Origin of the sequence: Streptomyces sp. DI166 (assembly GCF_900091315.1) — a bacterium.
Taxonomy (GTDB): domain Bacteria; phylum Actinomycetota; class Actinomycetes; order Streptomycetales; family Streptomycetaceae; genus Streptomyces; species Streptomyces fuscus.
In genome coordinates, this window is record NZ_FLSP01000177.1 from 1 (window position 1) to 8,306 (window position 8,306).

General features: G+C 70.9%; 8 protein-coding genes. 5 read left to right on the plus strand and 3 right to left on the minus strand.

Annotated features, from left to right (window positions below; translation table 11 throughout):
- Nucleotides 1-521 precede the first annotated feature (521 nt).
- A complete protein-coding gene (locus tag GA0115233_RS38985) occupies nucleotides 522-959 on the plus strand; it encodes a VOC family protein (RefSeq protein WP_093725407.1) in 438 nt (145 codons plus the stop codon).
- Nucleotides 960-962: 3 nt separating this feature from the next.
- Here the strand turns inward: GA0115233_RS38985 and GA0115233_RS38990 are convergent, their stop codons facing one another.
- Nucleotides 963-1,277: a hypothetical protein gene (locus GA0115233_RS38990; protein ID WP_255310512.1), complete on the minus strand. Its 315-nt coding sequence runs from the start codon at nucleotides 1,275-1,277 to the stop codon at nucleotides 963-965.
- 235 nt (nucleotides 1,278-1,512) lie between these two features.
- Nucleotides 1,513-2,874 (minus strand): type I glutamate--ammonia ligase, encoded by a 1,362-nt coding sequence (glnA, locus tag GA0115233_RS38995; protein WP_093725411.1) that lies wholly within the window; start codon nucleotides 2,872-2,874, stop codon nucleotides 1,513-1,515.
- Between the two features lie 311 nt (nucleotides 2,875-3,185).
- On the opposite strand from glnA, the gene GA0115233_RS39000 reads away from it, so the two are divergent.
- Nucleotides 3,186-4,379 carry a globin domain-containing protein gene (locus GA0115233_RS39000; protein ID WP_093725413.1) on the plus strand — a complete coding sequence of 398 codons (1,194 nt, stop codon included), beginning with the start codon at nucleotides 3,186-3,188 and terminating at the stop codon, nucleotides 4,377-4,379.
- 86 nt (nucleotides 4,380-4,465) lie between these two features.
- Here the strand turns inward: GA0115233_RS39000 and GA0115233_RS39005 are convergent, their stop codons facing one another.
- A complete protein-coding gene (locus GA0115233_RS39005) occupies nucleotides 4,466-4,906 on the minus strand; it encodes an Rrf2 family transcriptional regulator (protein WP_093725415.1) in 441 nt (146 codons plus the stop codon).
- Nucleotides 4,907-5,093: 187 nt separating this feature from the next.
- On the opposite strand from GA0115233_RS39005, the gene GA0115233_RS39010 reads away from it, so the two are divergent.
- The 3 genes from GA0115233_RS39010 (at nucleotide 5,094) to GA0115233_RS39020 (ending at nucleotide 8,197) form a co-directional block, all read left to right on the plus strand.
- The gene (locus tag GA0115233_RS39010; protein ID WP_093725417.1) at nucleotides 5,094-5,756 is read left to right on the plus strand and encodes a DUF3105 domain-containing protein; all 663 of its coding nucleotides are present in this window, start codon (nucleotides 5,094-5,096) and stop codon (nucleotides 5,754-5,756) included.
- A complete protein-coding gene (locus tag GA0115233_RS39015) occupies nucleotides 5,756-6,376 on the plus strand; it encodes a DUF305 domain-containing protein (protein WP_093725419.1) in 621 nt (206 codons plus the stop codon). Before GA0115233_RS39010 ends, GA0115233_RS39015 begins: the two co-directional genes overlap by 1 nt.
- A 66-nt stretch (nucleotides 6,377-6,442) precedes the next feature.
- Complete coding sequence (locus tag GA0115233_RS39020) at nucleotides 6,443-8,197, plus strand: NAD+ synthase (protein ID WP_093725421.1); 1,755 nt, start codon at nucleotides 6,443-6,445, stop codon at nucleotides 8,195-8,197.
- Nucleotides 8,198-8,306 lie beyond the last annotated feature (109 nt).

Below are 8,306 nucleotides of genomic sequence, written 5' to 3' on the forward strand. Positions count from 1 at the left end.
ACTGCGGGCGGACACCCCCCGACACGTCCCCTTCCCGCCGTGGGCGGCTGCGGGTCCGTGCGGGCATATGGTGCTCCCGCCGCGGGTGACTGCGGGTCCGTGCGGGCCTATGGTGCTCCCGCCGCGGGCGGCTGCGGGGTCCGTCGGGGCGGGCGGACACCCCCGATACGTCCCCTTCCGGCCGCGGGCGACCGCGGGTCCGTGCGGGCATATGGTGCTCCCGCCGCGGGCGGCTGCGGGTCCGTGCGGGCATATGGTGCTCCCGCCGTGGGTGACTGCGGGTCCGTGCGGGCATATGGTGCTCCCGCCGTGGGCGGCTGCGGGGTCCGTCGGGGCGGGCGGACACCCCCGATACGTCCCCTTCCGGCCGTGGGTGGCTGCGGCGCCGTTCGGGCGGAGGGGGCTCCCGTCATGGGCGGCTGCGGGGTCGCCGGGGCGGAAGGTGTTCTTCCCGTGGCGGGTCGCGGTGATTTCCGGTTCGGTGGTGGGGAAACGGCGTGCCACGAGTCGGAGGAAGCGTTATGGACTTCACCCTTGAAGTGATCCCGCTGCCTGTGAGCGACATCGACCGGGCCCGGGACTTCTACCGGGACAAGGTCGGCTTTCATGTGGACATCGACCAGGAGGTCATGCCCGGGATGCGGATCGTGCAGCTGACGCCTCCGGGGTCGGGGTGTTCGATCGCTCTCGGGGACAAGTTGTGGGACTACGGCGAGGGCGAGGCTCCTCGGCCGGGGTCCTATCAGGGGCTCCAGTTGTGTGTCGCCGACATCAAGGCGGCTCGGGCCGAGCTGGTGGAGCGGGGGCTGGAGGTTTCCGAGCCTGTGCAGTACGCCCCTGATGACGGTGCGACCTTCATGTACTTCACGGATCCGGACGGGAACGGGTGGTCCGTTCAGGAGTACCGGGTGCGCGGGGAGAAGCCTCTGCACCAGGTGCTGTCGGAGCAGGCCGACTGAGGGTCAGACGAGGCCGCTCTGGGTGAAGGGGCATCCGGGCAGTCGGCGGTGCCACCAGGGTTGGTGGGGGTCCGCGTGCGGGTCGGGCAGGGTGCGGGATCGGTAGCGCGTGTCCAGTACGGCCAGCAGGCGTGCGAGTTCGGCGCGGTCCTGCGGGTCGAGGTTCCGCAGGACCGTGGCCAGTACGTCGCGGGCATGCCGTACGTCCCGCAGGGAGCAGCCGGGGCATCCGCAGTCGTCGCCGTACGGGTAGCGGGGGCGGGTCCCCGGCGGGGACATGAATGCGCGGTACCGGCGCAGGGCCGCGGCAGTGGCCATGGGGAAGAGGTCATGGTCCGGCGAGAGTTGCTCGTACCGGGCTATGGCCCAGGAGGTGCGGTGGGAGAGGCCTCGGATGCGGGGCGGTGGGGGTGTGTCCCATCGGCGGGGGCGCTGCTCAGCGCGCAGCTGCACGGGCCGTCTACGCGGCATCGGCCTTTCGTGGTGTCAGGAGCATGGCGGGAGTGTACCGCGCAACGGGCCGACGGCTCGGGGCCGTCGGCCCGTTGGGGCTCTACAGGACCGGCAGGTTCTTGCGGAGTTCGAACGCCGTGACCTCGCTGCGGTACTCCTCCCACTCCGAGCGCTTGTTGCGGAGGAAGAAGTCGAAGACGTGCTCGCCGAGGGTTTCGGCGACCAGGTCGCTGCGTTCCATGAGGGTGAGGGCCTCGCCGAGGTTCTGGGGCAGGGGCTCGATGCCCATGGCGCGGCGTTCGGCGTCGGAGAGGGCCCAGACGTCGTCCTCGGCGCCCGGGGGGAGTTCGTAGCCCTCTTCGATGCCCTTCAGGCCGGCGGCCAGGAGGACGGCGTAGGCCAGGTACGGGTTGGCGCCGGAGTCCAGGGAGCGGACCTCCACGCGGGCCGAGCCGGTCTTGCCGGGCTTGTACATCGGGACGCGGACCAGGGCCGAGCGGTTGTTGTGGCCCCAGCAGATGTAGGAGGGGGCCTCGCCGCCGGCGCCCGCCGTGCGCTCCGAGCCGCCCCAGATGCGCTTGTAGGAGTTCACCCACTGGTTGGTGACCGCCGAGATCTCCGCCGCGTGGCGCAGCAGGCCCGCGATGAAGGAGCGGCCGACCTTGGAGAGCTGGTACTCGGCGCCGGACTCGTAGAACGCGTTGCGGTCGCCCTCGAAGAGGGAGAGGTGGGTGTGCATGCCCGAGCCCGGGTGCTCGGAGAAGGGCTTGGGCATGAAGGTCGCCTGGACGCCCTGTTCGAGGGCCACCTGCTTCATGACCAGACGGAACGTCATGATGTTGTCCGCCGTGGACAGGGCGTCGGCGTAGCGGAGGTCGATCTCCTGCTGGCCGGGGGCGCCCTCGTGGTGGGAGAACTCCACCGAGATGCCCATCGACTCCAGCATGGTGATCGCCTGGCGGCGGAAGTCCATGCCGATGTTGGTCGGGGTGTGGTCGAAGTAGCCCGAGTTGTCGGCGGGGGTCGGGCGGGAGCCGTCCAGGGGGCGGTCCTTCAGGAGGAAGAACTCGATCTCCGGGTGGGTGTAGAAGGTGAAGCCCAGGTCGGAGGTGCGGGCGAGGGCGCGCTTGAGGACGTAGCGCGGGTCCGCGAAGGACGGGGAGCCGTCCGGCATCAGGATGTCGCAGAACATGCGGGCCGTGCCGGGGGTCTCCGCGCGCCAGGGCAGTACCTGGAAGGTGGAGGGGTCCGGCTTGGCGATCATGTCGGATTCGTATACGCGGGCGAAGCCCTCGATGGCCGAGCCGTCGAAGCCGATGCCCTCGTCGAAGGCCTGCTCAAGCTCGGCCGGGGCCACGGCGACGGACTTGAGGAAGCCCAGCACGTCCGTGAACCACAGGCGTACGAACCGGATGTCGCGCTCCTCCAACGTACGGAGCACGAACTCCTGCTGCTTGTCCATCTTCCGCTTCCCCATCCTTGCTGGTCAGGCCACCCTCCCGCGGATCGCGGGACGGGCAGTCGGGCACCTGAGCATCACACCACAACAGCGTTTCGCGCGCGTTGCCGACCTTGATCGGCCGGCCGGCTGCGGCTTGGCCCCCGGCGCACCGCGGCTCTGCGCCCATCTTGCCTGTTCGGGCCGACATTCGTAATGCCCGGCCCTCGGCCCGGGCAGGGGTGGGCGTCCGGTTGGGCACCCCCGCGTTAATTGGTATTTCAGATGCAAGTTTTAATGAGAGGCGTACCGGTCGAGAGCCCGAAGGAGCCCCGATGCTGTCCGAACAGTCCGCCGCCACCGTCCGCGCCACCCTGCCCGCCGTGGGTGCCAACCTGGACGCGATCACCGAGCGCTTCTACGCCGGGATGTTCGCCGCCCACCCCGAGCTGCTGCGGGACCTCTTCAACCGCGGCAACCAGGCGGCCGGGACCCAGCGCCGGGCCCTCGCCGGTTCCATCGCGGCCTTCGCGACCTACCTGGTCGAGCACCCGGACGACCGGCCCGACGCGATGCTCTCCCGCATCGCCCACAAGCACGCCTCGCTCGGCGTCGCGCCGGAGCAGTACAAGATCGTCCACGAGCATCTGTTCGCCGCGATCGTGGAGGTGCTGCGAGAGGCGGTGACTCCCGAGGTCGCGGCTGCCTGGGACGAGGTCTACTGGCTCATGGCCAATGCGCTCATCGCCCTGGAGAAGCGGCTGTACGAGGAGGCCGGGGAGCCGGTGTGGCGCGGCTGGGAGGTCGTGGAGCGGGTCGAGGAGACGGCGGATGTGCTCACCTTCCGGCTGCGGCCCGTCGACGGCGGGCCCGTGGCCGACTTCCGCGCGGGGCAGTACGTCTCGGTCCGCGTGCAGCTCCCGGACGGCGCCCGGCAGATACGGCAGTACAGCCTGTCCGGGGCGCCCGGGTCGGCGCTGCGGCAGTTCTGTGTGAAGCGGGTGGCGGGGGACGCCGGGACGCCCGCCGGTGAGGTCTCCGATCACCTGCACGCGCGTGTGCGGGAGGGCGATGTGGTGGAGCTGTCCGCCCCTTACGGCGACCTCACCCTGGCCGAGGGCGGCGCCGACCGGCCGCTCCTGCTCGCCTCCGCCGGTATCGGCGTGACCCCGATGATCGCCATGCTCGCCCAGCTCGCCCAGGACGGTCACAGCGGCCCGGTCACCGTCGTCCACGGCGACCGCTCCCCCGCCGCCCACGCCCTGCGCGGCGAGCAGGAGACCTACGCCGCCAAGCTCCCGGAGGCCTCGGTCCACTTCTGGTACGAGCAGGACGCCCCGGAGGGCGCGCGTACCGGCCTCGTCGACCTCGCGGACGTCGACGTGGCGCCCGGCACGCGCGCGTACCTGTGCGGGCCGCTGCCCTTCATGCGGATGGTCCGTACCCAGCTGCTCGCCAAGGGCGTGTCGGCGGCGGACATCCACTACGAGGTCTTCGGGCCCGACCTGTGGCTGCCCCAGGCCGCCTAGTCGTCGCCAAGTAACTGCGGGTGGGCGCGGCGGCACCTCTCAGTGGGCAGCGCCCGGAAACGCGGTGACCGCAGCCCGCCGTACGGCTACGACCCCGGCCCCCGGCCGATCTGCAGCAGCAGTGGGCCCGTGGGTGCCGTGACCATGTCTCCGATCGTCAACGGGTCCAGCGTGGCGTAGAACGCCTCCTGGGCCCGTCGGAGCGCGCCGCGCAGGCGGCAGGCCGAGTTCAGGGGGCAGGGGTTGTCGCCCTCGCACTCCACCACGTCGCCGGTGCCCTCGAAGGAGCGGACCACGGCGCCCACCGATGCCGTGCGGCCCTTCTCCGTGAGGGTCAGGCCGCCGCCCCGGCCCCGGCGGGCGTCCAGCAGCCCCTGGTGCTGGAGTTCGGCCACGACCTTCGCGGCGTGCGTGTAGGGCACGTCCATGTCCGCGGCCACCTCGCGCGTGGTCGGCGTGGCACCCTCCGTGACGGCGAGCCGCATGAGGAGCCGCAGAGCGAGGTCGGTGGAGCGCAGCAGACGCATACCCGCAGCGTAGAGGCATGCCCGGATAATGTGCATTCCCGCTGCAAATTTCTCCGCGGAGCTGTCGGACCGCTGTCGATTCCGTTGCGATCCGGCCCTTTCCCTTGTCCGCCCTTCGAGTGATCCCACGTTCACCATTACGATCAGCGGACCCGACCGTCACTTACCCGCAGAAGGACTTCACGCCATGGGATCCGCCAAGAAGAGCGCCTCCGCGGCGCGCAAGGCCCGCATAGACGAGATGCGGCGCGCCGAGCAGGCTCGCGAGCGCCGCAACCGGATCCTCACGATCGGCGCCAGCGTGACCGTGGTCGTCGCCCTGGTCGTGGGCGCCGTGGTCCTGGTGCAGTCGCAGGACGACGACAACGACTCGGTGGAGTCCAAGACCACCGGCTCCCTGGTGGCGGGAGCGGACGGGGTGAGCGTCTGGAAGGGGGGCAAGCTCTCCCAGACCCACGTGAACAAGAAGGTGAAGTACCCGGTCGAGCCCCCGGTCGGCGGTGACCACAACCCGGTCTGGCAGAACTGCAACGGTGACGTCTACACCGAGGCCGTCGCCAACGAGAACGCGGTGCACTCCCTGGAGCACGGCGCGGTCTGGGTGACGTACACCAGCAAGGCCGACAAGAAGGACGTGGAGGCGCTCGCCGCGAAGGTGAAGCAGACGCCGTACACGCTGATGAGCCCGTACGAGGACCAGAAGTCGCCGATCATGCTGTCCGCCTGGGGCGCGCAGCGCGCGGTGACCGGCGCGGACGACCCGGACCTCGGCAAGTTCTTCGAGAAGTACGTGCAGGGCGAGCAGACCCCGGAGCCGGGTGCCGCGTGCACGGGCGGTAAGGGCCAGTGATGAAGCACGCCGGGTGGATCGCGGGCACCGCGGCGGCGGTACTCGTCGCGGCCGGTGCGATCACCTACGCCGTCGCCGACGGCGAGGGCACCGCCTCCTCCCCCACCGCCGACTCCGCGGACGCCGGGTTCGCGCGGGACATGGCGGTGCACCACCAGCAGGCCGTGGAGATGTCGTACATCGTGCGCGACCGCACCGACGACCCCGAGGTGCGGCGGCTGGCGTACGACATCGCGCAGACGCAGGCCAACCAGCGGGGCATGCTGCTGGGCTGGCTGGATCTGTGGGAGCTGCCCAAGGTGTCCGCGGATCCGCCGATGACGTGGATGGACATGGGGTCCATGGCCCCCGGCGAGGACGGCGCGCTGATGCCGGGCATGGCGACCAACAGCGAGATGAAGAAGCTGGAGAAGCTCGGCGGCGAGGAGGCCGAGGTCTTCTACCTTCAGCTGATGACCGACCACCACAAGGGCGGTATCCACATGGCGGAGGCCTGTGTGAAGCGCTGCGAGGTGAAGGTCGAGACGCGGCTCGCGCAGACCATGGTCGACGGCCAGGAGTCGGAGATCGCGCTGATGGCGGGGATGCTCAAGGACCGGGGCGCCAAGCCCCGTCCGTAGCCGTCGCGGGGGTGGTGCGCGTCACCCACCACCCCATCGCGTCGGTTTGACGATTACACTGGGCGCGTGCCTCAACTTCGCCTCGCTCTGAACCAGATCGACTCGCGCGTCGGTGACCTCGCCGGCAACACCGAGACGATCCTCCGCTGGACCCGGCGCTCCGCCGAACAGGGGGCGCATCTCGTGGCGTTCCCGGAGATGGCCCTGACCGGGTATCCCGTGGAGGACCTCGCCCTGCGCTCCTCCTTCGTCTCGGCGTCCCGCGCGGCGCTGCGCACGCTGGCCGCCCGGCTCGCCGAGGAGGGCTTCGGGGAGCTGCCGGTCGTCGTCGGCTACCTGGACCGGTCCGAGACGGCCCAGCCGAAGTACGGCCAGCCCGCGGGCGCCCCGCGCAACGCCGCCGCGGTGCTGCACCGCGGCGAGGTGGTGCTCACCTTCGCCAAGCACCACCTGCCGAACTACGGCGTCTTCGACGAGTTCCGCTACTTCGTGCCCGGCGACACCATGCCGGTGGTCCGGGTGCACGGCGTGGACGTGGCGCTCGCCATCTGCGAGGACCTCTGGCAGGACGGCGGCCGGGTGCCCGCGGCGCGCTCCGCGCAGGCGGGTCTGCTGCTGTCGGTCAACGCCTCGCCGTACGAGCGCGACAAGGACGACACCCGGCTGGAACTGGTCCGCAAGCGTGCCCAGGAGGCGGGTTGCACCACCGCCTACCTCGCGATGATGGGCGGTCAGGACGAGCTGGTCTTCGACGGTGACTCGATCGTGGTCGACGCGGCCGGTGAAGTCGTCGCGCGGGCGCCGCAGTTCGAGGAGAGCTGCCTGGTCGTGGACCTCGACCTGCCGGCCGCGGCGGCCGACGCCCCGACGGGGGTGGTCGACGACGGGCTGCGCATCGACCGCGTGGTCCTGTCCGAGGAGCCGGTGGACGCGTACGAGCCGGAGCACGCGGGCGGTTACGCCGACCGCCTCGACGACGACGAGGAGGTCTACTCGGCGCTGGTCGTGGGGCTGCGGGCGTACGTGCGCAAGAACGGCTTCCGGTCGGTGCTCATCGGTCTGTCCGGCGGTATCGACTCGGCGCTGGTGGCCGCCCTCGCCTGTGACGCGGTGGGCGCGGAGAACGTGTACGGCGTCTCGATGCCGTCGAAGTACTCCTCCGACCACTCCAGGGACGACGCGGCGGAGCTGGCGCGCCGTACGGGCCTGAACTTCCGTACGGTGCCGATCGCGCCGATGTTCGACGCCTACATGGCGGCGACGGAGCTGACCGGGCTCGCGGAGGAGAACCTGCAGTCCCGGCTGCGCGGCACGCTGCTGATGGCGATCTCCAACCAGGAGGGCCACATCGTCCTGGCGCCCGGCAACAAGTCGGAGCTGGCGGTGGGGTACTCCACGCTGTACGGCGACTCGGTGGGCGCGTACGGGCCGATCAAGGACGTGTACAAGACCTCGGTGTTCCGGCTCGCCGAGTGGCGCAACCGGGCCGCCGCCGAGCGCGGTGAAACGCCGCCGATCCCGGAGAACTCCATCTCCAAGCCGCCGAGCGCGGAGCTGCGCCCCGGCCAGGTCGACACCGACTCGCTGCCGGACTACCCGGTCCTGGACGCCATCCTGGAGCGCTACGTCGACCGCGACCAAGGCGCCGACACCATTGTCGCCGCGGGCTTCGACCCGGCGCTGGTGGCCAAGACGCTGCGCATGGTCGACACGGCCGAGTACAAGCGCCGCCAGTACCCGCCGGGCACGAAGATCTCCCCGAAGGGCTTCGGCAAGGACCGCCGCCTCCCCATCACCAACGGCTGGCGCGAGCAGGCGTAGCACCGCTGGCACCAGGGCCCGGACGTCCGGACCATCCCGGCGCCCCGGGCCCTGGCACGCGCTCCCCGGAGGGGCCCAGCGCGGCGCGGTCGGCCCCCGCCGCCCCCGT